Below are 22,159 nucleotides of genomic sequence, written 5' to 3'. Positions count from 1 at the left end.
CTTAACCTTCCTTGACCAGGCCGAGTGATTCCACCACATCGCGCGCGGCGCTGTAGTAGCGCACGTAGCCGGTGCAGCGACAGATGTGCTTGCCCAGGGCGTCTTCGATCTCCCCTTCCAACTCGCTGCGCTTGACCGGCTGACGCTGGAGTTTTTCCACCAATACGGTGGCGGCGTTGACGTAGCCTGGGGTGCAGTAGCTGCACTGGAAGGCGAACTTGTCGACGAACTTCTGCTGGATCGGGTTGAGCTCGCTGACCTCGCCCTGCGCATCGCGCTTGGCGTGGCCCTCGATGGTGCGCACGCGCTTGCCGTCGAAGAAATGCACGCCGGTGATGCAAGTGCGGATCTCCTCGCTGGTGCCATCGGGCTTGTCGAGAATCGCCACGCAGGCGTGACACACACCCTGACCGCAACCCAAGCGCGAGCCGGTGAGGTTCAGGTGCTCATGCAGGAAGTCGATCATCATCAGATCGTCTGGCACCTCAACAGGGCCGACAGCCTGGCTGTTGATGATCATGCTCAAAACGCGCTTAGCCATGGAGGGCCTCCTTGATGCGGGCCGGGGTCAGAGGAAGGTCGCGCAAGCGCTTGCCGGTGGCGTGGGCCACCGCGTTGACGATGGCACCGACCACCGGAATCATCACCACCTCGGCAATACCCTTGGCCGGGTCGCTGGGCGATAGGGGCGGCAGAATCTCCGCTGTCTGGGTCCAGACGGCGCAATCCTTGGCACGCGGTAGCTGGTAACGGTTGAAGTTCCAGGTACCGTCGCCGGGGCCGCCTTCGTACAGCGGCATGTCCTCCAGCAGGGCATGGCCGATGCCCATGGCGATACCGCCTTCGAGCTGCCCGAGTACCAGTTCCTCGACAATCACCCGGCCACATTCGAGCCAGGAGTGATGGTTGATCACCCGCGCCTCGCCGCTGCCCTTGTTGACCTTGACCTCGACCAGGGTGGCGACCGGGCTGTAGTAGGTGACCATGGCGTTGTTCAACTGGGTGACCGGGTAGTTGATGCTGACGCGGTCGAGCAGGTGGAAACCGTTGCGGCTCATCTGCGCCTTCTGCGCCGCGGCGGCACCGTCACCGTATTTCACCGCCAGGGCGTCCAGCGGCACGCGCTCGCGCCGGCCGTTGATCTCGAACTCGCCCTCGGCCCAGCTCCAGCGGTTGAAACCGTGCACGCTGACGCCCGTCACCAGCCCCAGCTCATGGGCCTTGTGCGCCAGCAGCTTGAAGGGAATCGGTGGCATACCGTCGGCAGTCAGCTTGCCCTCGACCCAATGGGCATTCTCGCGCCGTACCACATAGGGGTTGGCCAGACCGCCGTGCTCGCCACGGCCCCAGATGGCCAGGGCGGCCGGCCACAGGCCATGGATAAACAATAGGCGCGCCGCCTCGCGGGTGGAGTGCCCGGTGTAGTAAGACGAGTTGGTCGCCGACGAGGGCGAGGCCAGCTTGCCGACCCAGCGCGGGTTCTGCAACGCGGCATCCTGCTCGGCCTGGCTGATCATGTAGGGGTTGCCGCTGGTGGTCAGGGCCAGCTCGCTCCACTCGGTTTCGCCGGTCTTGATTTCATCGGCAGGCTGGCCGAGGTAATCGGCGACCAGCAAGGCCTGCGAAGTGGCCATACCGGTGCCCATGTCGATGGCGATCTGGCGCAGGCTGACACGGCCGTCGGCGCTGAACTCCAGGCTGGCCATCGGCGCTTCGGAACCGGTACCGAAGTCCTTCTGGCAGATGGCGAAACCAACGCCATAGAGATTGTCCGGGTCCTCGGCATCGAAGCGCTGCTTGCGTGCCACGCGGTCCTTCCAGATCTCGTGCTGCGCGGCCTTGTCGAGGATTTCATCGAGGCGCAGGGCACCGGCCGGGATCGCGCCCTGGGTGTTCTTCATGCCGGACTGGAACACGTTCTTCTTGCGCAGCGCGATGGCATCAACGCCCAGCCGCTCGGCCACTTCGTCCACCATCATCTCGGTGGCCGCCATGGTTTGCAGGGTGCCGTAACCGCGCATCGAGCCGGCTTCCACGCCGCGAGAATAGTAGGCAGTCGCCGCCAGATCGCTGCGCGGCAGGTAGTAGATCGACTGCGCTGCGGTGGCCCCGACCGCCGCCACCGAGGAGCTGTAATTGGCACGGCCACCGCCATCGACATCCATATGCCCGCGGAAGATCTGGAAGCTGTGATCCTGCTTGTTCACCGCCAGTTGGTAATGCATGTCGAAGGGATGGCGCTTGATCCCACTCTGAAACTGCTCGTAGCGGTCATTGGCCAGGCGCACCGGCACCCCGTCGCCGTACATAGCCGCAAGGGCGGCGTAGAACACGAAGATGTTGTTGTCCTTGGAGCCGTAACCCACCGTGTAACCGGGGTGCATGCTCAGCTTCTTCACCCCGAAGCGCGACGGCGCGAGCATGTGTGCAGTCTGCTCGGCCACTTCAAACGGGCACTGGGTGGCGACCACGAAATGCAGGGTGCCGCTGGCGGCGTCATACCAGCCGTTGCCGTTGTCGGCTTCCAGCGCGGCCGGCTCGATGGACTGGGTCTTGAAGCGCTCGTCGAACACCAGCCAATCGTCCGGCGGCGTTTGCAGTTGGTTGAGCATCTGCTCTGCGTGGTACAGGCCCTGCTGGGTCAGGTCGCCGCTGACCTTGCCTTCGCCCCAGGCCGGTTTGCGGTTGTGGATCAGCGGAAACAGCATGCTGTCCTTGAGGCTGGAGAAGGTGTCCGGGTCGAACGGCGTGCTGCCGCCGACGCGCACGAAGCGGAAGCTGCCGTAAGGATCGCTCTGGAACGCCGGAGCCTTGTCGCCGTAGCGGATCACCTTGTCGTTGAACTTGAGGATGTTCTTGGCCTGGCGATAGCGCTCGAAATCCTTCCAGATCAGCAGCGCCACCGGATGGCCGATAAACATCGGCACCTGGCCTTCGGGGAGTAGCGGGTCGAGGTTGTGGCCATCCGGGAAGGCGATGCCGTCCCTGACCAGGTCGCTGGCAGTAACCACACGCTGCGGCTGCAATTCGGCCGGCAGCACTGACAGGTCAAAGCCCTGATACAACTGCTCGGTGCGCGTCGCCTTGAGCAACAGGGCATGGCCCTGCTGCTGCGGCCAGCCGGGCATGTCCTTGGCGCGGATATCGCGGGCAAACACCTTGCCGCCCACGACCTTGGAAACCCCGTCGATACGCGCCACGGCCTTGCCGCTGGCGTCGTACCAGGGCTGCGGCATGGCGGTCACCTGCGCTTCGAACAGGGCGGCAAAGGCCTTGCTCCCCAGCGGCGCGAAACTGATGCCGATACCGGCAATGACGCTGCCTTGCAGAAAGGCGCGGCGGGATAACTCAGGAGTGGACATGTCCGTTCCTCGGGGCCAGACCAGCTTGGCCATGTGCGTGAACAAAAGAGAGACAGGCGCACCGCTTACAAGCACGGAGCAGAATCAGCGTAGACGACAGATTTATTGACCTGAACGTCAAATTCTACCCAAGCCATTGCTACAACAGAATAAAAACCTGTCCTTATAGTCAGATAAATTTTACGCAGCTGCTCTAAACCAGTCTTCAGCGCACTGCTCACCCCGGCACATGCTAGGCTGCGCCTCCCGCTAGCCGTGCGAGTTCTTTCGGCCATGTCTCAGCTTTTACGTCACCAGCGTCCGTTCCTGGCCTTCTGGTTCGCCCGGGTATTTACCGCCAGCGGCTTCCAGATGATTACCGTGGCGATTGGCTGGCAGATGTATGCACTGACCGGCAACGTGCTCGACCTTGGCCTGATCGGGCTGATCGAGTTTCTGCCGAAGATCCTGTTTATTCTGCTCACCGGGCATGTTGCCGACCGCTTCGACCGGCGCAAGGTAGCTGCGCTCTGCCAGGGCGCGCAGGGGCTGATTGCCCTGTGCCTGCTACTGGGCAGCAGCGCCGGCGGCATCAGCCGCGAGATGATATTCCTGATTGCCTTTCTGCTCGGCACTGCCCGCGCCTTTGAGATGCCCACCACTCAGGCCTTGCTGCCGAATATCGTGCCGCCAGGGCTATTCCCAGCTGCTGTAGCTGCGGCGGCCTCGGCCATGCAGGCTGCCACCATCATTGCGCCAGCTTTAGGCGGTTTGCTTTATGCCGTAGGCACGCAATGGGTCTATGGCCCGGCGGTTCTGCTGTATGGCTGCGCCCTGAGCCTGATGCTCAGCCTGCCGGCGCGCCAACTGCCGCTGAAACAGAAGGTCTCGCTGGATTCGCTACTGGCCGGCTTTCGCTTTATTCGCAGCCGCCCCGCCGTCTTTGGCGCGGTGTCGATGGACATGCTGGCGGTGCTGCTCAGCGGTGCCACCGCGCTATTGCCAGTGTTTGCCAAGGACATTCTGCTCACCGGGCCGTGGGGGCTCGGCCTGCTACGCTCGGCACCAGCGGTGGGCGCATTGCTGATGTCACTGTGGCTAGCGCGCTTCCCCATTGAGCGACGGGTCGGCCCGGTGATGTTTACGTCGGTGGCGATCTTCGGCGTGGCGACCATCGGCTTCGGCCTGTCCACATCACTCTGGTTTAGCCTGACGGCGCTGGTGGTACTGGGCGCGGCGGACATGATCAGCATGGTGATCCGTGGCGCATTCGTGCAGCTGCAAACTCCGGACGAGATGCGCGGCCGCGTCGGCGCGGTCAACGGTCTGTTTATCGGCGCGTCCAATCAGCTCGGCGACTTCCGCGCCGGGGTCAGCGCCGCCTGGTTCGGTACGGTGCCGGCAGTGCTGATCGGCGGGGTCGGTGCCCTGCTGGTCAGCGGCATCTGGATCAAACTGTTCCCGGAGTTGGCCAAGCGCGATCACCTGAGCCCGCAGCACGAGCAAAGCACAACCGCCTGAGCCTCTGCGCGCAGGCTGTAGACAGAGCGAGCGGCGTAGCGAGACCGTCTCCGGGCGTTCGCGTAGCGCAACGCCAGCAGCGAGCGTTTGGTGGCGGCCGCAGTAGGCGGGAGTTTTTTCACAGCCTCTCAGTGCAGCAGGCGCGGATCGGCGCTCAGGTGCTGGTAGAGGAAGTCGCTCAGGGCACGAATGCGCGCCACCTTGCGCAGATCCGGATGAGTCAGCAGCCAGACCTGGGTATCCAGGGCTGGATCGGCGTCGGCCAGGCGCAGCAGATCGCCCCGCGCCTCGGCTAGCGGACAGAGCAGCAGGCCGAGGCCCATGCCCTGGCGCACACACTCGACCATCCCCACCAGGCTGTCGCTGCGCGCCACCACCTGTTCGGCCGGCACTCGCGCGGCCAGCCAGGTGGCCTGTTCCAGATGGGCCAGGCTGTCATCGGGGCCGACCCACAGGTGTTCGCTCAGTGCCAGCGTCGCCGGCCGACTGGCCAGATAGGCGGACGAGGCATAGAGCGCGGTCTGAATCCGGCCGACGCAACGCCCTACCAGGTTCTCCGGCGGCCGGTTGGTGCCGCGCACGGCCATATCGGCCTCGCGCTGGGTCAGGCTGAGAAAGCTGTTGTTGATCACCAGTTGCAGGGACAGGCCCGGGTGCTGCTGACGGAACTCTGCCAACAGCGGGGTCAGCAGGCTGGCGAACAGGGTGTCGGTGGAGGTCAGGCGGATGCTGCCGCGAACCTGCAGGTCCTGGCCCAGCAACTGGCGCTCGGCTCGCTCGATCTGCTCGGCAACCCCGTCCAGTTGCCCGGCCAGGGCCTCGCCCGCCGTGGTCAAGGCATAGCCGCCGGGAAGGCGCTGGAACAGCGCCACCCCGAGTTGCTCCTCCAGGCGCTGCAAACGACGCAGCACGGTGCTGTGGTTGACCCGCAGGATGCGCGCGGCCTGGCTGATCGAGCCGCACTGGGCGACGGCGAGGAAGTATTGCAGATCGCTCCAGTCCATCGATGCATTTTCGCATAGGCTTTTTGCAGATATTGGGAGTTTATCCGCCATTTTGCAAAGCATAGGCTGTCCTCATCGGCACCTTAGCCTCACTGGAGAATTCGACATGTCCCGCATCGCCCACTACCCGAGCAGCGCGAGCCTGTTACTGCGCATCGCCCTGGCCGCCATGTGGATCAGCCACGGCCTGCTCCTCAAACTGCTCACCTTCGGCGTCGCCGGCCTCGCCAGCTGGCTGGCCGCAACCGGCCTGCCAGCCGCCATGGCCCTGCCGCTGATCATCGCCGAAACCCTCGGCGGCCTGCTGATCCTGCTCGGCTGGCACGGCCGCTGGGTATCCCTGGCGCTGCTGCCGATCCTGCTCGGCGCATTGCTGATCCATGCCGGCAACGGCTGGGTGTTTTCCAACCCCAACGGCGGCTGGGAATACCCGCTGTTCCTCTCCGCCATGTCCATCGTCCACGTCCTGCTCGGCGACGGCCCGCTGGCCCTGAAAGCCGAAGGAGTCCACGCATGAACACTTCGTTCGAGCTGGTCAGCCACCCGCTGTGCCCCTACGTGCAGCGCGCGGCCATCGTCCTCGCGGAAAAGCGGGTGGCGTTCTGCCGCCGCGACATCGACCTCGCCGACAAACCGGCCTGGTTCCTCGCCCTGTCGCCGCTGGGCAAGGTGCCGCTGCTGCGCAGCGAGCGCGGCGTGCTGTTCGAGTCGACGGTGATCGTTGAGTACCTCGACGAAACCCTGGTGCCGCGCCTGCATCCAGCAGACGCCTTCGAGCGCGCCCGTCACCGCGCCTGGATCGAGTTCGCCTCGGCCGTGCTCAACGACATCGCGCGCTTCTACAACGCCGCCGACGCGACGCAGCTGGAAGCCCAGCACCTGGCGCTGAGGCGGCGCTTCGAGCAACTGGAGGACGAACTGGAAGACGGTCCCTGGTTCGCCGGGGCGGCCTTCTCCCTGGTGGATGCGGCCTTCGCCCCGGTATTCCGCTATTGGCAGGTGTTCGAGCGGATCGCCGACTTCGCCACCTTCGCCGACCTGGACAAGGTCGAACGCTGGCGCCTGGCCCTGGCGCAGCGTCCCTCGGTGCGTGGTGCGGTGCCGGCAGACTACGGACAGCGCCTGCGGCAGTTCATCGCCCGCCGCGACAGTCAGCTCAGCACCCTGCTTGAACAACAGGCGATTCGTCGCTCCGTTGCCGAGTGCTAGTCAACAATCCTATTGACCCAGCGCCGCGCTTGCCCAGGCTGGCCGCTCACCGCTCACCGCGCAGGCCTGGCATCGCTCGGCTCAAGCAGGGAGTCTTTCGCGGCGAGACAAGCGCCTGCTTACGAGCAGTGCTCGCGGCGGCTTTGCATCTCATCGGGACGGTGGCCAACGCGACCAGCAGCGCGGTACCGATCGTGCGCCAGGGAATGCGCACGCACGCGGCTATTGCCGCATGCAGTTGGCGCAATCACCTGCTTCTCAGCTGGCGCAACGCCGCAACGGGCATTTGCAGGCGCGCGTTTTTTACCAGCGTTTAATGCACCAGCATCGTCTCGGCCACCTGCTTGCGCACGGCCTTGCCGAGCAGTTGCTCGACCAGTGTCAGGGCGAATTCCAGGGCAGTACCTGGCCCCTGACTGGTGATGCAGTTGCCGTCGACCACCACCGCCTGGTCGACGAAGGTGCAGCCGCTCAAGCGGTCGCTGAATGCCGGGTAGCAGGTCATACGCCGTTGCTTGAGCACGCCGTACTGCTGCAGGGCCACGGCCGGCGCGGCGCAGATGGCGGCGAACAACTTGCCGGCCTTGGCCTGCTGGCGCATCCGTTCGGCCAGCGGTTCATGCTCGGCCAGACGCTGGGCACCGGGCATGCCGCCGGGCAGCACGATCAGGTCGAAGGCCTGGGCCAGCACATCCACCAGCATGGTGTCGGCGGTCAGCCGGGTGCCGCGGGCGCAGGTGATCATGCGCCGGCCTTCGATGCTGGCCACCACCACCTCGATCTCGGCGCGCCGCAGCACATCGATCAAGGTCACACACTCGAGGTCTTCGACACCGTCGGCAACACTGATAAGGGCCCGTGCGGTCATAGCGCTCTCCTTGGACTCAAAACTGTCTGTTCGGTCATAAATTCACCCCTCTCGGGTGAGCTGATATGATGCGCGCCTTTTCCCGGATCGCCAGCAAAATCCTGCACCTGCGCGCGGATGTGCTTTGCTTTCTTTTTGCATAAACACGGCACCACCGCCGTTACGGAGAGTTCCGCATGCTGGAAAGACTGTTCCACCTCAAGGCCCATGACACCACGGTGCGCACCGAGGTACTCGCCGGTCTGACCACCTTCCTGACCATGGCCTATATCCTCTTCGTCAATCCCAACATGCTGGCCGAAACCGGCATGGACAAGGGCGCGGTGTTCGTCGCCACCTGCCTGGCCGCGGCCATCGGCTCGGCCATCATGGGCCTGGTCGCCAACTACCCGATCGCCCTGGCACCGGGCATGGGCCTCAACGCCTTCTTCACCTACACCGTGGTGCTGACCATGGGTCATACCTGGCAGGTGGCGCTGGGCGCGGTGTTCCTCTCCGGGGTGATCTTCTTCCTGCTCTCGGTGTTCAAGATCCGCGAGTGGATCATCAACAGCATCCCCATGGCCCTGCGCGCCGGCATCGCCGCCGGTATCGGCCTGTTCCTGGCGATCATCGCACTGAAGAACGCCGGTATCGTGGTCGATCACCCGGCCACCCTGGTGACCCTCGGCGACATGAGCCAGGGCGGCACGCTGCTGGCCTGCCTGGGCTTCTTCGTCATCGCCGCCCTGGCCTACCGCAAGGTCACCGGCGCGGTGATGATCGGCATTCTGCTGGTCACCGTCCTGTCGATCCTGTTCGGCCTGTCGCAGCTTACCGGCGTGGTGTCGATGCCGCCGTCGCTGCTGCCGACCCTACTACAACTGGACATCATGGGCGCGCTGGATATCGGCCTGCTCAGCGTGATCTTCGCCTTCCTCTTCGTCGACCTGTTCGACACCTCCGGCACCCTGGTCGGCGTCGCGCAGAAGGCCGACCTGCTCGACAAGGACGGCAAGATGCCGCGCCTGGGCCGCGCGCTGATGGCCGACAGCACGGCCACCATGGCCGGTGCCGCGCTGGGCACCAGCACCACCACCAGCTATATCGAATCCGCCGCCGGCATCAGCGCCGGCGGGCGCACCGGCCTGACCGCCTGCGTGGTCGCCCTGCTGTTCCTCCTCAGCCTGTTCTTCGCCCCCCTGGCCGGTGCCGTACCGGCCTTCGCCACCGCGCCGGCGCTGCTGTTCGTCGCGGTGCTGATGATGAGCAGCCTGGCCCAGATAGACTGGGACGACCTGACCGTCGCCGCCCCCGTGGTGGTCGCCGCCCTGGCCATGCCGCTGACCTTCTCCATCGCCAACGGCATCGCCTTCGGTTTTATCGCCTGGACCCTGATCAAGCTGCTGGCCGGGCGCTGGCGCGAGCTCAACCCGGCGCTGGTGGTCTTGTCGCTGTTGTTCGTGGTCAAGCTGGGCTGGTTCGCGTAAAGAACCGTAGGGTGGGTTAGGCGCATAGACGATATCTGGCAACACCGCCAATATTGACGCGCCGTAACCCACCATCACCCTCTGCGTCGCAGGCTTACGAGGCCAGCCCCAGCCTACGGCTGCAACTTATTCACTGTTCGAGTCCCCCATGAGCCGTTCCCAGTTCGATCCCGCCAGCTACGCCAGCCAACTCACCGAAAAGAAGCAGCGTCTGATCGAGTTGCTCGCCCCCTTCGACGCCCCCGCCCCCGAGGTGTTCGAGTCGCCGCGCGAGCATTACCGCCTGCGCGCCGAGTTCCGCCTGTGGCGCGAAGGTGAAGACCGTCACTACGCCATGTTCGAGGCCGGCGACAAACACACGCCGATCTTCTTCGCAGACTTCCCCATCGCCAGCGTGCGGATCAATGCCCTGATGCCACGGTTGAAAGCGGCCTGGCAGGCCTCCCAGGCGCTGAGCTTCAAGCTGTTCCAGGTCGAGTTCCTTACCACCCTGAGTGGCGATGCGCTGATCACCCTGTGCTACCACCGTCCCCTGGACGCCGCCTGGCAGGCCGCCGCCGAACAGCTCGCGGCGGATTTGCAGGTGAGTATCGTCGGCCGTTCGCGCGGCAAACGCATCGTCATCGGGCGGGATTTCGTCGAGGAAGAGCTGCAGGTCGCCGGTCGTAGCTTCCGCTACCGCCAACCGGAAGGAGCCTTCACCCAGCCCAACGGCGAGGTGAACCAGAAGATGCTCGGCTGGGCCTTTGATGTCCTGGGCGAACGTCAGGACGACCTGCTGGAGTTGTATTGCGGTAACGGCAACTTCACCCTGCCGCTGGCCACCCGGGTGCGCAAGGTACTGGCCACCGAGATCAGCAAGTCCTCGGTCAACGCCGCCCTGGCCAACCTGGAAGGCAACGGCGTGGACAACGTCAGCCTGGTGCGCCTGTCCGCCGAAGAGCTGACCGAAGCGCTCAACGAGGTGCGGCCGTTCCGCCGCCTGGCCGACATCGACCTGAAAAGCTACGACTTCGGCAGCGTGTTCGTCGACCCGCCACGCGCCGGCATGGACCCGGACACCTGCGAACTGACCCGGCGCTTCGAGCGCATCCTGTATATTTCCTGCAACCCGGAGACCCTGGCCGCCAATATCGCCCAGCTCAGCGACAGCCACAAAGTGACGCGCTGCGCCCTGTTCGACCAGTTCCCCTACACCCACCATATGGAGTCGGGCGTGCTGCTGGAGCGGCGCTAGCGTTACCGCGCCACCCACAGCTACACAGGGTGCAAGCAGCAGACCCATCGGCGGATTGGCGCAAGGTTTCGGCACCCGGCCTAGACTGCGGTGGCCAGGGTGCCTGGTGCCCACCCGTAAAGGAGTCGTCGATGCGTCGTTATCTGTTAGCCCTGCTGCTGCCCCTGCTGAGTGCCTGCACCAGCACGCCAGAACAGTCGATACAGGTGCTGCAGCCTGTGCAAGCCACGCCATATCAGACCTTTAGCGTGCGGGCGGTCAGGGCCAGTGGTCATCGTATGGATCTGGAGCAGCGCTTTAACCAGGCGGTGCAGAACGCACTCAGCGCCAAGGGTTACCGCTTCACTGAAGCGCAGCCTGATATGCAAGTCATCTACGCCCTGGGCCTGGAGCAGGAGCAAGGCATTGAGCTCGCCCCGGTGGCCGTCGGCGGCACGGTCTATACCCAGGCCCGCGCCACCGAAGATGAACGTGCGCGCCTGGCCCTGCGCATTCTCGATAGCAAGACCCAGGCAGTGCTGTTTCAGGCGCAGATAAACCGGCAACTGCACAACCCGGACATGAGCCAAGAAAACTTCGATCACGGCGTGGCCAAAATCCTCGAAGGCTTCCCCGCCGCACGCTGACTCAGACGCGCTGCAACCCCCGCAGCGCCCAGAAGCACAGCCCCACCGACACCACTTCCAGCAGCAGCGCGTAGAGGTTGAAGGTCTGCTGGGCACCGCCATCCAGCCACAGGCCGCCGATGCGCGCCAGGGCCAGGGCGCTGTAAACCAGCACCAGCAGGGTCAGGGCGGCGCGCATCAGGTCGAGGCGCACCAGGGACAGGCCGATAAAGGCCGCCAGGCCCAGCTGCAGGCCGCCGTAATAGGCACGCACATCGGTCGCCGCCGCCGGAGCCATCAACAGCATGCCGCTGAGGTTGGCCATTTCGTGGGGCAGGATAAAATACGCCAGGCCCAAACCCGTCAGGGCCAGCAGTTGAAGCAGCAGAACCACGCGCGCAAACAGCATTGCCAGTTTCCTTCGCCATCGATGGTCAGCGCAGCATACGCCATCTGCAGCGACAGCCAGCAGTTACGACGCACCCGGCAAGCGCGCTATGCTCACCCCGTCACCAAGAGGATCCTTCCATGCGTCTTTCAGCCCTGTTTCTCTGTTGCTTCGCCGGTCTGGCCCAGGCCGCCGAGGTGCTCAGCATCGATGTGCACCGCGACCCCAACTGCGGCTGCTGCAAGGCCTGGATCAGCCACCTGGAAGACCACGGCTTCCAGGTCAACGACCATGTCGAAAGCGACATGAGTGCGCTCAAACAACGCCTGGGCGTACCGCCGCGCCTGGCCTCCTGTCATACCGGGGTGATCGACGGCCAGTTTATCGAGGGCCATGTGCCCGCCGCGGACATTCTCAAACTGCGCCAGCGCCCGGATCTGCTCGGCGCAGCCGTGCCGGGCATGCCGACCGGTTCGCCGGGCATGGAATACGGCGACGTGCGCCAGGCCTACGAAGTGATCGGCCTGGACAAGCAGGGCCAGGATCAGGTGCTTAGCCAGTACCCGGGCAATTGATGCAGCGGCGACAGGCCAATATTCGAATAGCAGCGATACACAGCCAGGGATAAACAGATGCGCTGGAAACGCGGAAGACGCAGCGACAACGTGGTGGATGCACGGGGCAAGGGCGGCGGCCTGCGCGGCGGCAAGGGCCTGACCCTGGGCGGCGTTGCCGTGGTGGTGATCATCGGCCTGCTCAGCGGCCAGGACCCGATGCAGATTCTCGGCCAGCTGGCCGGCCAGGCCATGCAGGGCAGCTCGCTCGGCGCGCCGCAAAGCGCCCCGCCGGCGGCCAATGACCAGCAGTCGGAGTTCGTCCGCGCCATCCTCGGCGACACCGAAGACACCTGGCGGGAAATCTTCCAGGGAGCCAGTCGGCAGTACAAGGACCCGACCCTGGTGCTGTTCCGTGACGGGGTCAATTCCGCCTGCGGCTTCGCCAACTCGGCGGTCGGCCCCTTCTATTGCCCGGGCGATCAGCGGGTGTATATCGACCTGGCGTTCTTCCGCGAGCTGGAACAACGCTTTGGCGCGGCCGGCGACTTCGCCCAGGCCTATGTGATCGCCCATGAAGTCGGCCACCACGTGCAAACCCTGCTCGGCGTCTCGGCCAAGGTCAACGCCGCCCGCCAGCGCGGCGAGCGCGTGGAGGGGGCCAGCGGCCTACTGGTGCGCCAGGAGCTGCAGGCCGACTGCCTCGCGGGCGTGTGGGCCTACCACGGCCAACGTCGACATGACTGGCTGGAACCGGGAGATATCGAAGAAGCGCTGAACGCCGCCAATGCCATCGGCGATGACCGCTTGCAGAAACAGGCCCGCGGCCAGGTGGTGCCGGATTCTTTCACCCATGGCACCTCGGAACAGCGCGTGCGCTGGTTCAAGACCGGTTTCGAAGGGGGCGCTGTCGGCCGCTGCGATACCTTCAAGGCCGCCCGCCTGTAGCCCCCGGCTCCGAGGGTCATGGCGGGCCCCGCAGGGTGGATATCCCTGCACTTCGCGGCCAGATGCTGGATAAAAAAGCGTTATCCACCCTACAGACTGAAGGGTGGCAGCCATAAATGGCTGACATAAAAAATGCCGCTCGCCCGATCGGGTGAGCGGCATTTTTTCTCAGCGTCTCAGCCTATTGCGCCCAGGGCGGCGGCGGTTCTACGCCCTGGGGCTCGTCGTCGGCATTGAGCAGCGCCTGGCGACGCTCCTCATCGGCCAGAGCCGCCTTGATTTCGCGCATCACCGCATCGATATCGGCCGACTCCTCCGGATCGTCGAATTCGCCGGTCAGCGGCGTGTCAGGGGTCAGCTTGCCTTCTTCGTAGAGCGCCCACATTTCCTTGGCGTATTTGGTGAACTTCAACTCCGGGGCGAACTGGCCGAAATAATCGGCCATATTGCCGACATCGCGCGCCAGCATGCTGAAGGCATGGTTGTTGGCCGCCGCATCCACCGCCTGCGGCAGGTCGATAATCACCGGGCCTTCGGGGCCGAGCAGCACGTTGAACTCCGATAGATCGCCATGCACCAGCCCGGCGCAGAGCATCTTCACCACCTCGTGAATCATAAAGGCGTGGAACTCGCGGGCATCGTCAGGATGCAGGTCGACATCGTTGAGACGCGGAGCCACCGCGCCCTCCTCGTCGGTGACCAGCTCCATCAGCAACACGCCTTCGAGGAAGTCATAGGGTTTGGGCACCCGCACCCCGGCACCGGCCAGATGGAACAGGGCCGCGACCTCGGCATTCTGCCAGGCATCTTCCTGGCCCTTGCGGCCGTACTTGGAGCCTTTGGCCATGGCCCGGGTGTCGCGGCTATTGCGCACCTTGCGGCCTTCCTGATACTGCGCGGCCTGGCGGAAGCTACGTTTATTGGCTTCCTTGTAGACCTTGGCGCAACGCAGCTCTTCACCACAGCGCACCACATAAACCGCGGCTTCTTTACCGCTCATCAGCGGGCGTATCACTTCGTCGACCAGACCCGCTTCGACCAGGGCTTCAATACGTTTTGGCGTCTTCATCAGCTTTAATCAGGGGTCCTGTGTTGCCCAATGCGCATCTGCCGCCCGTTATACGGCAATCTTTGTGCAGCGCCCACCCTCCTGTCGGCAAGACCCGCTTCCCGGCAGGCTGGCCCAGCCGCCTCCGGCCGGGCGAGAACCGCTCAACCACGCCTGCTGGCTGCACGCCAACACCGGCCAAGCGAAGCAAACCAATCGCTACAAGCAAGCCATCGATGCAACCAAAAGGGATTAAGTACAGTCCGATGGGCTACAAACCAGCGAGTAGTGCCCCGCGAGCATGCAACACGCGCTGGACGTTATCTTGCCCCCGCGAAGGCACCTCGCCTGAGCCAGCAGTGATTGGGGAACGAACCTTGAAATATGCCCAATCCGGCGTCCGCTCCCTGACTCGAAGGCCTGCCCTCTACCCGCACACCATGCTGCCCGTACGCGACAGCCTGGCCGCCCAGCGCCATACCCACTCCAGCCGCTGCAACGGTATCAGTGCCCCCTGCATCGCCTCCAGCCATGTCGCCACCGCTACGCCGGCGCGCTATATCAGCCGTCTGTGCGCGCAGTTCGCCCACAAGCTGCCGGTCAGTTTCGATGAGCAGCAGGGCCGCATCGAGTTCGCCTTGGGTCTCTCCCACCTGCATGCGGACAGCACAGGCCTGCACATCACCGCACTGAGCCATAACCCGCAGGACCTGGAAAAGCTCAAGCACCTGATCGCAGCCCTCTTCGAGCGTTTCGCCTGGCAGGCCGAGCTAAGCCTCGACTGGCAGTGAGAGCCGCCGACCTTTGAAAGTCTGATTCGGATTGGCGCAGCGCCGACAAAGGTCGACAATCGCCCCATAGTCCCATGGGAGCCAAGCGATGCTCGATCCTGATAGCTGCTGGCAAGCCGTCTGCAACCGCGATGGCCAGTACGACGGCCAGTTCGTCTTCGCCGTGCACTCCACCGGCATCTACTGCCGGCCGAGCTGCCCGGCGCGCAGGCCGCTGCGGCGCAATGTCAGTTTCCAGCGCACTCCGGCCGAAGCCGAGCAGGCCGGCTTTCGCCCCTGCCGGCGCTGCTCGCCCCAGGGCCTGAGCCCCGCCGAACAGCTCGACCAACTGGTGAGTGCCGCCTGCCGCCTGCTCGACAGCAGCGACAAACCCCTGACCCTGGCCCAGCTGGCCGCCCGTATCGGCCTGTCCGCCTCGCACCTGGCGCGCGCCTTCAAGGCCCGCACCGGGCTGACGCCCAAGGCCTGGAGCGAGGCGCAACGCCGCGCGCGCCTGGAGCGGCAGTTGCCCGCGGCAGGCAGCGTGCTGGATGCCGCCCTCGGTGCCGGTTACTCCGGCACCCGTGCGCTCTATCAGCAAGCGGCGGCCCTGACCCCGGCGCAGCGGCGCAAACAGGCCGCGGGGGAGCGGCTGCGCTACAGCATCGCGCCCTGCCCGCTCGGTCTGTTGCTGCTGGCCAGCAGCGCCAAGGGCGTCTGCGCCCTGCTGTTTGGCGACGACCCGGCCGCCCTGCTGAGTGAACTGCAGCAACGCTTTGCCGCCGCCGAACTGCATCTGGATGACACTGGCCTGGGCGAGGAGCTGCGTCGAGTACTGGCGCAGGTCGGCGAACCGCAGCGCGCCGCCCAGCTGCCGCTGGATATTCGCGGTACGGCGTTTCAGCAGCAGGTATGGCGCGCCCTGCAACAGATCCCGACCGGGCAAACGCGCAACTACGCCGAGCTGGCCGCGCAACTGGGCAGCCACCCACGCGCGGTGGCCCGCGCCTGCGCCAGCAACCCGTTGGGCCTGCTGGTGCCCTGCCACCGGGTGATCGCCAGCAATGGCAGCCTCAGCGGCTACCGTTGGGGCCTGGAACGCAAGGCGGCGTTGCTTAAGCAGGAAGCCAGTGCCGAGACGGAATAGAGCAAATTCGTAGGGTGGGTTAGGTCGCCCCCGCTCCCGGCGGGCTTGCGACATTCTCTCCATCCATGGGGATTGCGCATGACCATGGGTTATCTGCCGAGGCCTAAGTCAGCTGCGCCGTAACCCACCAGCGGGGCCAACTCGATCACCGCTTGGTGGGTTACGTGGCACCCCATCCCACCATTGCTTCGCCAACCCAGGTCCGCGCCACTAACCCACCCTACAACAGCGGCCAGCAACAGATGATCGGGGCAGGCCATAAAAAAAGAGCGGCACCACTTATGAGTGGCGCCGCTCCAAATCACGGAGTTGCATACATCAGTACCCGCACAGCGTGCGAATACCGCTGTTTGATTACTTTTCCAGGATCGCGGTCACACCTTGACCGCCGGCGGCGCAGATCGAGATCAGCCCACGGCCTTCCTGTGCCACCGACAGCAGCTTGGCCAGGTTGGCGACGATACGCCCGCCGGTGGCGGCAAAGGGGTGGCCGGCGGCCAGCGAGCTGCCCTTGACGTTCATCTTGCGGCGATCGATGGAGCCCAGCGGCGCATCCAGGCCCAGGCGGGTCTTGCAGTAGTCGGCGTCTTCCCAGGCCTTGAGGGTGCACAGCACCTGGGCGGCAAAGGCCTCGTGAATTTCGTAGTAATCGAAGTCCTGCAGGCTCAGCTTGTTGCGCGCCAGCAGGCGCGGCACCGCGTAGGCCGGGGCCATCAGCAGGCCCTCCTGGCCACCGACAAAGTCCACCGCCGCCGCTTCGCCATCCTTCCAGTAGGCCAGGATGGGCAGGCCACGGGCCTTGGCCCAGTCTTCGCTGGCCAGCAGCACCAGGGACGCGCCATCGGTCAGCGGCGTCGAGTTGGCGGCGGTCAGGGTGCCGCGCGGGCTGCGCTCGAAGCAGGGGTTGAGGGTGGCGAGTTTTTCCAGGCTGATATCGGCGCGCAGGTTCTGATCGCGGGTCAGGCCCTGGAAGGGCGTGAGCAGGTCGTCGTGCCAGCCTTCGGCATAGGCGGCGGCCAGCTTCTGATGGCTGGCCACGGCCAGTTGATCCTGCTCGTCACGCGGGATGGCCCAGGCCTGCGCCATCAACTCGCAGTGCTCGCCCATGGACAGGCCGGTGCGCGGCTCGCCGTTGCGCGGAATCGCCGGAGCCAGATGGCGCGGGCGGATCTGCAGCAGGCTCTTGATCTTGTCGCCGGTGCTCTTGCCGCGGTTGGCCTGCAGGAGAATCTTGCGCAACCCTTCGTTGACTCCGATCGGCGCATCCGAGGTGGTGTCGACGCCGCCGGCGATGCCGCATTCGATCTGTCCCAGGGCGATCTTGTTGGCCACCAGCAGCGCCGCTTCCAGGCCCGTGCCGCAGGCCTGCTGCAGGTCATAGGCGGGGGTTTCCGGGGCCAGGCGCGAACTCAGCACGCACTCGCGGGTCAAGTTGAAATCGCGCGCATGCTTGAGCACCGCACCGGCCACCACCTCGCCGAGGCGCTCGCCGTGCAGGTTGAAGCGCTCGACCAGGCCGTCCAGCGCACTGATCAGCATCTCCTGATTGCTCGCGGTGGCGTAGAGGGTGTTGGAACGGGCGAACGGAATGCGGTTACCGCCGACAATGGCGACGCGACGCGGCTGGGTCATGGAGAGGTCCTTGGCTAGTGAGGCAGATGGATGAGGCCAAGGCTAGCCTATACCTGGCCACCCGCATTGGCCGCCTTGCCGGCGCGGCAGGCGGTGCGGTCAATTGCGCATTGCCGTGGCCTGCGTAGAGTGGGCGTACTTTCGATCCATGCGCAGGAGCCACTCCATGTCCGACCGTTATCTCGCCTTCGCCAACTCCAACGCCGGCCGCCGCCTGGTCGGCGCACTCGGTCTGCCTGCTCCGCTGCTGCTGGAGCGCTGGATGGCGGGCCGCAGCCGGCCGGTGGACGGAGCCCTGCTGATCGGCGGCGAAGGCAGCCTGGCCAGCGCCGTGCTGCCATTCGCCAACAAGCTGACCGACGCCCTGTTCGCCCCTCGCGAAGGCCAGTTCGAGCTGCCACGCTGGACCGCCGAGCACGGCCCCAAACTCAAGGCGCTGGTGTTTGACGCAAGCGGGCTGACCCGCTTCGAGCAACTGATCGAGCTGCGCGATTTCTTCCAGCCGACCTTCAAGGGCCTGGGCAAGTGTCCGCGCGTGGTGATCCTCGGCCGCGCCCCGGAATCCCTGAAAGACCCGATTGCCGCCAGCGTGCAGCGCTCGCTGGAAGGCTTTAGCCGCTCCCTGGGCAAGGAAATCCGCCGTGGCGGCAGTGTGCAGCTGATCTATGTCGGCAAGGGCGGCGAGGCGCAGCTGGAAGGTGCGCTGCGCTTCTTCCTCTCGCCGAAAAGCGCCTATGTCTCCGGCCAGGTGCTGCGTCTGAACGCCTGCAGCGAACAGGTCAAGGACTGGACCCGCCCGCTCGCCGGCAAGAAGGCCCTGGTCACCGGTGCCTCGCGCGGCATCGGCGCGGCCATCGCCGAGACCCTGGCCCGGGATGGGGCCGAGGTGGTGCTGCTGGATGTGCCGCCCGCCAAGCAAGCGCTCGACGCCCTGGCCGCGCGCCTGGGCGGACGCGGCCTGGCCCTGGATATCTGCGCCAGTGATGCCGCCGCACAGCTGGTCGAGGCGCTGCCGGACGGTATCGATATCGTTGTGCACAACGCCGGCATCACCCGCGACAAGACCCTGGCGAAGATGAGCGACGAATTCTGGAACTCGGTGATCAACGTCAACCTCAACGCCCCGCAGGTGCTGACCCAGGCCCTGCTGGACGCCGGCAAGCTGCACGACAACGGCCGCGTGGTGCTGATCGCCTCGATCAGCGGCATCGCCGGCAATCTGGGCCAGACCAACTATGCGGTGAGCAAGGCCGGGGTGATCGGCCTGGCCCAGGCCTGGGCCCCGGCCCTGGGCAAACGCGGCATCAGCATTAACGCCGTGGCCCCCGGCTTTATCGAAACCCAGATGACCGCCGCCATCCCGCTGACCATCCGCGAAGCCGGCCGGCGGATGAACTCCATGGGCCAGGGCGGCCTGCCCCAGGACGTCGCCGAGGCCGTGGCCTGGTTCGCCCAGCCGGGTTCAGGCGCAGCCACCGCGCAGGTGCTACGCGTATGCGGGCAGAGCCTGCTCGGAGCCTAATCAACGCAGAAACTCTTCCCGGATTGCACCCGGGCTACTGGCTTGGCGTAGGGTGGATGACGCGTCACCCATCCACCAATTGCACCTCGAAGGTGGATGAAAAGAGCGTCAGCTACGCGCCCCAATCCACCCTACAGCTCTGGGCGCTTAATCGCCCCCCGGATTGCATCCGGGCTACGGTTCTTGATCAGTGTCAGCAGAAAACAAAAGGCCCCGCACTGCGGGGCCTTTTGCATTCAGCGTGAACTTATGAGGAGAGGTAAGACGAACGGGTAAGCCCCAGCCGCAAAGCGTCGAGGAACTGGGTACGCTCACGCGGGCTGATCTTGGCGCTGGCGACCTTGTCGCGGTAGTGGGTCATCAACTCCTCCGGCGACAGGTGCACGTAGCGCAGCATGTCCTCGATGGTGTCGTGGGTCTCGATACCGGCGTGGTACACGCTGCCATCCTGGTTCTGGTAGATGTTCACCGAGTCGGTATCGCCGAACAGGTTGTGCATATCGCCGAGAATTTCCTGATAGGCACCCACCAGGAAGATCCCCAGCAGATAGTCCTCACCCTCGCGCACTTCATGCACCGGCAGGCTGGTCTCGATGCTCTGTTCGTCGACGTACTGGCGGATCTTGCCGTCGGAGTCGCAGGTCAGGTCCTGCAGCACGGCGCGGCGCAGTGGTTCTTCGTCGAGGCGGTTGAGCGGCAGGATCGGCAGCACCTGGCCGATGGCCCAGGTGTCCGGCAGGCTCTGGAACACCGAGAAGTTGCAGATGTACTTGTCGGCCAGCTTGTCGTTGAGCTCGTCGAGCACCTGACGGTGCGAGCGCTGGCGCGCCTTGAGCGAGTTGTACAGGCGCCGGCACAGGGCGAAGTAGCACTGTTCGCCCAGGGCCTTGTCGGTCAGGCCGATCTTGCCATCGGCATACTGGCTGGCGATATCGCTCATGTAATGCGTGGCACGCCAGTAGGTCTCGGTGACCATCTCGATATCGGTCGGGCCAAGCAGATCGACCAGGTACTGCACGGTCTCCGGCAGGCTGGCCTTGTCCTCGATCACCGGCACCGCGTCGTTGTGTTTCTCCACGTCGGTGACCTGCACCACCAGCATGGCGTGGTGCGCGGTCAGCGAGCGGCCGCTCTCGGAGAAGATATGCGGATGCGGCAGCTCCTGGGCATCGCAGAACTCCTTGAGCATGCCCACCACCACGCCGGCATAGTCGTCCATGTCGTAGTTGATCGAGCTGGCGTTGCGCGAGTGGGTGCCGTCGTAGTCAACCCCCAGGCCGCCGCCGACGTCGATATGATCGACCGGCAAGCCCAGCCCGCGCAGCTCGCCATAATAGCGGATGGCTTCCTTGAAGCCGTGCTGGTAGTCGGCCAGGTTGGCGATCTGCGAGCCCATATGGAAATGCAGCAGGCGGATGCCCTGATCCAGCTTGGCCGCGCGGAAGCGCTCGACCACCGACAGCAGCTGCGCCGCCGACAGGCCGAACTTGGATTTCTCGCCGCCGGTGTCCGCCCACTTGCTCGATGCCAGGGACGACAGGCGCACACGCAGGCCGATCTGCGGAGCGACCTTGAGTTCGGCCGCCTCCTCGATCACCAGCTGCACCTCGGATTCCTTCTCGATCACGATAAACACGTTGTGGCCGAGCTTCTGCCCCATCAGCGCCAGCTTGATAAATTCACGGTCCTTGTAACCGTTGCAGACGATGGTGCCGCCCTTCGGCGCGAGCGCCAGCACCGCCATCAGCTCCGGCTTGGAGCCGGCTTCCAGGCCGATGGAGACGTTCTGCGTGGCGATGATGTTCTCCACCACCGCTTCCTGCTGGTTGACCTTGATCGGGTACAGCGCGGTATAGGGGCTCTGGTACTCGAGACGGGCGATATTGGCATCGAAGGCCCCGGTCAGCTGGCGCACGCGGTCCTGCAGGATGTCCGGAAAGCGCACCAGCAATGGCAGGCTGAGACCACTGGAGCGCAGTTCATCAACCTGTTTGAACAGGTCGATGGGCGTGCTCTCGGGCCCGTTCGGACGCACCTCGACGCGGCCCTGGTCATTGATCGCGAAATAACCCGCGCCCCAATGGCGAATGCCATAGACGCTGCGACTGTCCGCTACCGTCCATTGGCTGCCGTCATCTTTGCGTGTGCGTCGTGCAGACATCGAAGTCTCCCTTGCTGGCGATAGTGGCCCCGGATCGACCGGGGCCTGTGCAGATTAAAGTCTGGAAATGACGATTACCCGGCGATGGACTGGCCATGTGCTGGGGAAGTTTAGAAAACCTGGGGTCAGCCGCCGGATTTTTTGGCTTTAAAGCCACGCTTGATCAGCTCGGCGATCAGCAGTTCGACGTGATCGCCCTGAATTTCGATCACCCCGTCCTTGAGCGAGCCGCCGCAGCCGCAGCGCTTCTTCAGCGCGCTGGTCAGCTCCTGGAGCGCCTCGATGGCCAGGGGCACACCGCTGATGGTGGTCACCGTCTTGCCGCCGCGGCCTTTGCTTTCGCGGCGCACGCGGGCGATGCCGTCCCCTTCGGGGATCAGGGTCTGTTTGCAGATGCAGGCGTCCACCGGTTGACTGCAGTCCGGGCAATGCCGGCCGCTGTCGGTGGAATACACCAGGCCGCCGAGGGCGGCAAATGCGGAAGCTTTCTTGACCACCGGTTGGTCCTCGAAGGGGTCAGGATAGCGACTGATCGACTGAGTGTTCAGAGTCGACCGCGAAGCCCCACTCAGGCAGGGGCAGCGCACCCAGGCGATACACGGCCAGGGCTTGAAGGCCGCGCAGTGTAACGGCAAAAACCCGCGCTGCTAAGTGTAAAAATGCGCCATTAATCGGTGGATTGGCGACGCCGTTGTGGATGATTTACAGCTGCGCTCAAAATCTCGGACAAAGCAC

General features: G+C 64.8%; 20 protein-coding genes. 11 read left to right on the top strand and 9 right to left on the bottom strand.

The features are described from left to right. Window position 1 precedes the first annotated feature (1 nt). Entirely contained in the window at window positions 2-541 is a 540-nt protein-coding gene (locus AACY13_RS02650; protein ID WP_339459119.1) for a (2Fe-2S)-binding protein, read from the bottom strand. Further along, window positions 534-3,362: a xanthine dehydrogenase family protein molybdopterin-binding subunit gene (locus AACY13_RS02645; protein ID WP_339459118.1), complete on the bottom strand. Its 2,829-nt coding sequence runs from the start codon at window positions 3,360-3,362 to the stop codon at window positions 534-536. The genes AACY13_RS02650 and AACY13_RS02645 overlap by 8 nt, the downstream gene beginning before the upstream one ends. A 273-nt stretch (window positions 3,363-3,635) precedes the next feature. Here AACY13_RS02645 and AACY13_RS02640 point away from each other — a divergent pair, with 273 nt between their 5' ends. Continuing rightward, the gene (locus AACY13_RS02640) at window positions 3,636-4,862 is read left to right on the top strand and encodes an MFS transporter (RefSeq protein WP_339459116.1); all 1,227 of its coding nucleotides are present in this window, start codon (window positions 3,636-3,638) and stop codon (window positions 4,860-4,862) included. Window positions 4,863-4,990: 128 nt separating this feature from the next. Here the strand turns inward: AACY13_RS02640 and AACY13_RS02635 are convergent, their stop codons facing one another. After that, window positions 4,991-5,866 carry a LysR family transcriptional regulator gene (locus tag AACY13_RS02635; protein WP_339459115.1) on the bottom strand — a complete coding sequence of 292 codons (876 nt, stop codon included), beginning with the start codon at window positions 5,864-5,866 and terminating at the stop codon, window positions 4,991-4,993. A 106-nt stretch (window positions 5,867-5,972) separates the two neighbouring features. Here AACY13_RS02635 and AACY13_RS02630 point away from each other — a divergent pair, with 106 nt between their 5' ends. Together AACY13_RS02630 and AACY13_RS02625 are read left to right on the top strand one after the other, a co-directional pair. Then, on the top strand, window positions 5,973-6,383 hold the full coding sequence (locus tag AACY13_RS02630) for a DoxX family membrane protein (RefSeq protein WP_339459114.1): 411 nt from the start codon (window positions 5,973-5,975) through the stop codon (window positions 6,381-6,383). Further along, complete coding sequence (locus tag AACY13_RS02625; protein ID WP_339459113.1) at window positions 6,380-7,075, top strand: glutathione S-transferase family protein; 696 nt, start codon at window positions 6,380-6,382, stop codon at window positions 7,073-7,075. The genes AACY13_RS02630 and AACY13_RS02625 overlap by 4 nt, the downstream gene beginning before the upstream one ends. Window positions 7,076-7,388: 313 nt before the next feature. On the opposite strand, the gene AACY13_RS02620 is transcribed toward AACY13_RS02625, so the two are convergent. After that, window positions 7,389-7,943 carry a DJ-1 family glyoxalase III gene (locus tag AACY13_RS02620; protein ID WP_339459111.1) on the bottom strand — a complete coding sequence of 185 codons (555 nt, stop codon included), beginning with the start codon at window positions 7,941-7,943 and terminating at the stop codon, window positions 7,389-7,391. 176 nt (window positions 7,944-8,119) lie between these two features. Between AACY13_RS02620 and AACY13_RS02615 the strand changes: the two genes are divergently transcribed. The 3 genes from AACY13_RS02615 to AACY13_RS02605 all read left to right on the top strand — a co-directional run bounded on the left by AACY13_RS02615 (window position 8,120) and on the right by AACY13_RS02605 (window position 11,275). After that, window positions 8,120-9,412 carry an NCS2 family permease gene (locus AACY13_RS02615; RefSeq protein WP_339459110.1) on the top strand — a complete coding sequence of 431 codons (1,293 nt, stop codon included), beginning with the start codon at window positions 8,120-8,122 and terminating at the stop codon, window positions 9,410-9,412. 148 nt (window positions 9,413-9,560) lie between these two features. After that, entirely contained in the window at window positions 9,561-10,649 is a 1,089-nt protein-coding gene (gene trmA / locus AACY13_RS02610) for a tRNA (uridine(54)-C5)-methyltransferase TrmA (RefSeq protein WP_339459108.1), read from the top strand. Between the two features lie 131 nt (window positions 10,650-10,780). Continuing rightward, entirely contained in the window at window positions 10,781-11,275 is a 495-nt protein-coding gene (locus AACY13_RS02605) for a DUF4136 domain-containing protein (protein ID WP_339459107.1), read from the top strand. Window position 11,276: 1 nt separating this feature from the next. On the opposite strand, the gene AACY13_RS02600 is transcribed toward AACY13_RS02605, so the two are convergent. Continuing rightward, the gene (locus AACY13_RS02600) at window positions 11,277-11,663 is read right to left on the bottom strand and encodes a DUF4345 family protein (protein WP_339459105.1); all 387 of its coding nucleotides are present in this window, start codon (window positions 11,661-11,663) and stop codon (window positions 11,277-11,279) included. 119 nt (window positions 11,664-11,782) lie between these two features. Between AACY13_RS02600 and AACY13_RS02595 the strand changes: the two genes are divergently transcribed. Both AACY13_RS02595 and ypfJ read left to right on the top strand, forming a co-directional pair. Beyond that, entirely contained in the window at window positions 11,783-12,217 is a 435-nt protein-coding gene (locus AACY13_RS02595; protein ID WP_339459103.1) for a DUF411 domain-containing protein, read from the top strand. A 57-nt stretch (window positions 12,218-12,274) separates the two neighbouring features. Next, the gene (gene ypfJ / locus AACY13_RS02590) at window positions 12,275-13,144 is read left to right on the top strand and encodes a KPN_02809 family neutral zinc metallopeptidase (protein ID WP_339459102.1); all 870 of its coding nucleotides are present in this window, start codon (window positions 12,275-12,277) and stop codon (window positions 13,142-13,144) included. A 181-nt stretch (window positions 13,145-13,325) separates the two neighbouring features. Here ypfJ and AACY13_RS02585 read toward each other — a convergent pair whose 3' ends face one another. Beyond that, window positions 13,326-14,213 (bottom strand): PA4780 family RIO1-like protein kinase, encoded by an 888-nt coding sequence (locus AACY13_RS02585; protein WP_339459100.1) that lies wholly within the window; start codon window positions 14,211-14,213, stop codon window positions 13,326-13,328. 356 nt (window positions 14,214-14,569) lie between these two features. Here AACY13_RS02585 and AACY13_RS02580 point away from each other — a divergent pair, with 356 nt between their 5' ends. Continuing rightward, window positions 14,570-14,983: a DUF2218 domain-containing protein gene (locus AACY13_RS02580; RefSeq protein ID WP_339459099.1), complete on the top strand. Its 414-nt coding sequence runs from the start codon at window positions 14,570-14,572 to the stop codon at window positions 14,981-14,983. 88 nt (window positions 14,984-15,071) lie between these two features. Further along, window positions 15,072-16,109 carry a bifunctional DNA-binding transcriptional regulator/O6-methylguanine-DNA methyltransferase Ada gene (gene ada / locus AACY13_RS02575; protein WP_339459098.1) on the top strand — a complete coding sequence of 346 codons (1,038 nt, stop codon included), beginning with the start codon at window positions 15,072-15,074 and terminating at the stop codon, window positions 16,107-16,109. A gap of 354 nt (window positions 16,110-16,463) precedes the next feature. Here ada and AACY13_RS02570 read toward each other — a convergent pair whose 3' ends face one another. Next, entirely contained in the window at window positions 16,464-17,741 is a 1,278-nt protein-coding gene (locus AACY13_RS02570) for an acetyl-CoA C-acetyltransferase (RefSeq protein ID WP_339459096.1), read from the bottom strand. 166 nt (window positions 17,742-17,907) lie between these two features. On the opposite strand from AACY13_RS02570, the gene AACY13_RS02565 reads away from it, so the two are divergent. Next, window positions 17,908-19,263, top strand: a complete 1,356-nt coding sequence (locus AACY13_RS02565; protein ID WP_339459095.1) for a 3-oxoacyl-ACP reductase — start codon at window positions 17,908-17,910, stop codon at window positions 19,261-19,263. A 247-nt stretch (window positions 19,264-19,510) separates the two neighbouring features. Here the strand turns inward: AACY13_RS02565 and speA are convergent, their stop codons facing one another. Together speA and AACY13_RS02555 are read right to left on the bottom strand one after the other, a co-directional pair. Then, window positions 19,511-21,424 (bottom strand): arginine decarboxylase, encoded by a 1,914-nt coding sequence (gene speA / locus AACY13_RS02560; protein WP_339459094.1) that lies wholly within the window; start codon window positions 21,422-21,424, stop codon window positions 19,511-19,513. 125 nt (window positions 21,425-21,549) lie between these two features. Beyond that, complete coding sequence (locus tag AACY13_RS02555; protein ID WP_339459093.1) at window positions 21,550-21,921, bottom strand: translation initiation factor Sui1; 372 nt, start codon at window positions 21,919-21,921, stop codon at window positions 21,550-21,552. Window positions 21,922-22,159 lie beyond the last annotated feature (238 nt).

Source organism: Pseudomonas sp. EA_105y_Pfl2_R69, from assembly GCF_963970915.1.
Taxonomy (GTDB): Bacteria; Pseudomonadota; Gammaproteobacteria; order Pseudomonadales; family Pseudomonadaceae; genus Aquipseudomonas.
This window is presented reverse-complemented; position numbering and strand designations above follow the sequence as displayed.

Coding starts and splice junctions, on each gene's coding strand:
- AACY13_RS02585 (WP_339459100.1), bottom strand. CDS start 14,213: ATGAAGACGCCAAAACGTATTGAAGCCCTGGTCGAAGCGGGTCTGGTC.
- AACY13_RS02620 (WP_339459111.1), bottom strand. CDS start 7,943: ATGACCGCACGGGCCCTTATCAGTGTTGCCGACGGTGTCGAAGACCTC.
- AACY13_RS02640 (WP_339459116.1), top strand. CDS start 3,636: ATGTCTCAGCTTTTACGTCACCAGCGTCCGTTCCTGGCCTTCTGGTTC.
- AACY13_RS02570 (WP_339459096.1), bottom strand. CDS start 17,741: ATGACCCAGCCGCGTCGCGTCGCCATTGTCGGCGGTAACCGCATTCCG.
- speA (WP_339459094.1), bottom strand. CDS start 21,424: ATGTCTGCACGACGCACACGCAAAGATGACGGCAGCCAATGGACGGTA.
- AACY13_RS02630 (WP_339459114.1), top strand. CDS start 5,973: ATGTCCCGCATCGCCCACTACCCGAGCAGCGCGAGCCTGTTACTGCGC.
- ypfJ (WP_339459102.1), top strand. CDS start 12,275: ATGCGCTGGAAACGCGGAAGACGCAGCGACAACGTGGTGGATGCACGG.
- AACY13_RS02625 (WP_339459113.1), top strand. CDS start 6,380: ATGAACACTTCGTTCGAGCTGGTCAGCCACCCGCTGTGCCCCTACGTG.
- AACY13_RS02595 (WP_339459103.1), top strand. CDS start 11,783: ATGCGTCTTTCAGCCCTGTTTCTCTGTTGCTTCGCCGGTCTGGCCCAG.
- AACY13_RS02650 (WP_339459119.1), bottom strand. CDS start 541: ATGGCTAAGCGCGTTTTGAGCATGATCATCAACAGCCAGGCTGTCGGC.
- AACY13_RS02615 (WP_339459110.1), top strand. CDS start 8,120: ATGCTGGAAAGACTGTTCCACCTCAAGGCCCATGACACCACGGTGCGC.
- ada (WP_339459098.1), top strand. CDS start 15,072: ATGCTCGATCCTGATAGCTGCTGGCAAGCCGTCTGCAACCGCGATGGC.
- AACY13_RS02605 (WP_339459107.1), top strand. CDS start 10,781: ATGCGTCGTTATCTGTTAGCCCTGCTGCTGCCCCTGCTGAGTGCCTGC.
- AACY13_RS02565 (WP_339459095.1), top strand. CDS start 17,908: ATGTCCGACCGTTATCTCGCCTTCGCCAACTCCAACGCCGGCCGCCGC.
- trmA (WP_339459108.1), top strand. CDS start 9,561: ATGAGCCGTTCCCAGTTCGATCCCGCCAGCTACGCCAGCCAACTCACC.
- AACY13_RS02635 (WP_339459115.1), bottom strand. CDS start 5,866: ATGGACTGGAGCGATCTGCAATACTTCCTCGCCGTCGCCCAGTGCGGC.
- AACY13_RS02645 (WP_339459118.1), bottom strand. CDS start 3,362: ATGTCCACTCCTGAGTTATCCCGCCGCGCCTTTCTGCAAGGCAGCGTC.
- AACY13_RS02600 (WP_339459105.1), bottom strand. CDS start 11,663: ATGCTGTTTGCGCGCGTGGTTCTGCTGCTTCAACTGCTGGCCCTGACG.